Genomic DNA, 508 nt, shown 5'->3' with positions numbered 1-508 from the left:
AGGTTAAAGTGGCAACCATAAGAGTCCTGAGTCCAGTTCATGTAGGAGGCGGAGAGAGGTTAACCAGCCTTGACTACATCCACGAAGGTAATAAGCTTTGGGTATATACCTTTCAAAGTCTTATAAAGGCTATAGAGAAAAGTCCAAAAAAGAACAACCTTTACAAACTGCTGAAAGTAGAAGTCCTCCGAGAAGACGCAAGTCTAAAGAGCGTATGCGAAAACCTCCAGCTCAAACTAGAACCTCTTTACAGCCTTGAAGTTAGAGGACAGCTAAGAACTTCTCAAGTGGAGACCTTTATAAAAAACCTCCATAAGGCTACTTTTTCTCTGCGGTGTTTTAGACAAAGAAAGTGACCTCTTGGAGAAATTCATCAAAGAAGAAAAAGCAAAGATTCAGGAAATTAGAAAACCAAGCAATAACAAAGAAAAACACAAACTCTTTTTGAAACTCCAAAACTGGCTTGAAAGCCAAGTCTTTTATCCAGAAGGCATAGACGGGAAAAGAG

At 39.6% G+C, this 508-nt stretch carries 1 protein-coding gene; it reads left to right on the top strand.

The annotated features are described in order from the left end of the window. A partial coding sequence (locus N3D74_06760; GenBank protein MCX8095863.1) for a hypothetical protein occupies positions 1–356 on the top strand: 356 nt, incomplete at its 5' end. Between the last annotated feature and the right edge of the window lie 152 nt (positions 357–508).

It is taken from the genome of Caldisericia bacterium (genome assembly GCA_026414995.1).
GTDB lineage: Bacteria > Caldisericota > Caldisericia > B22-G15 > B22-G15 > JAAYUH01.
The sequence above is the reverse complement of the archived record's forward strand: the minus strand, read 5'-3'. Positions and strand labels throughout refer to the sequence as shown.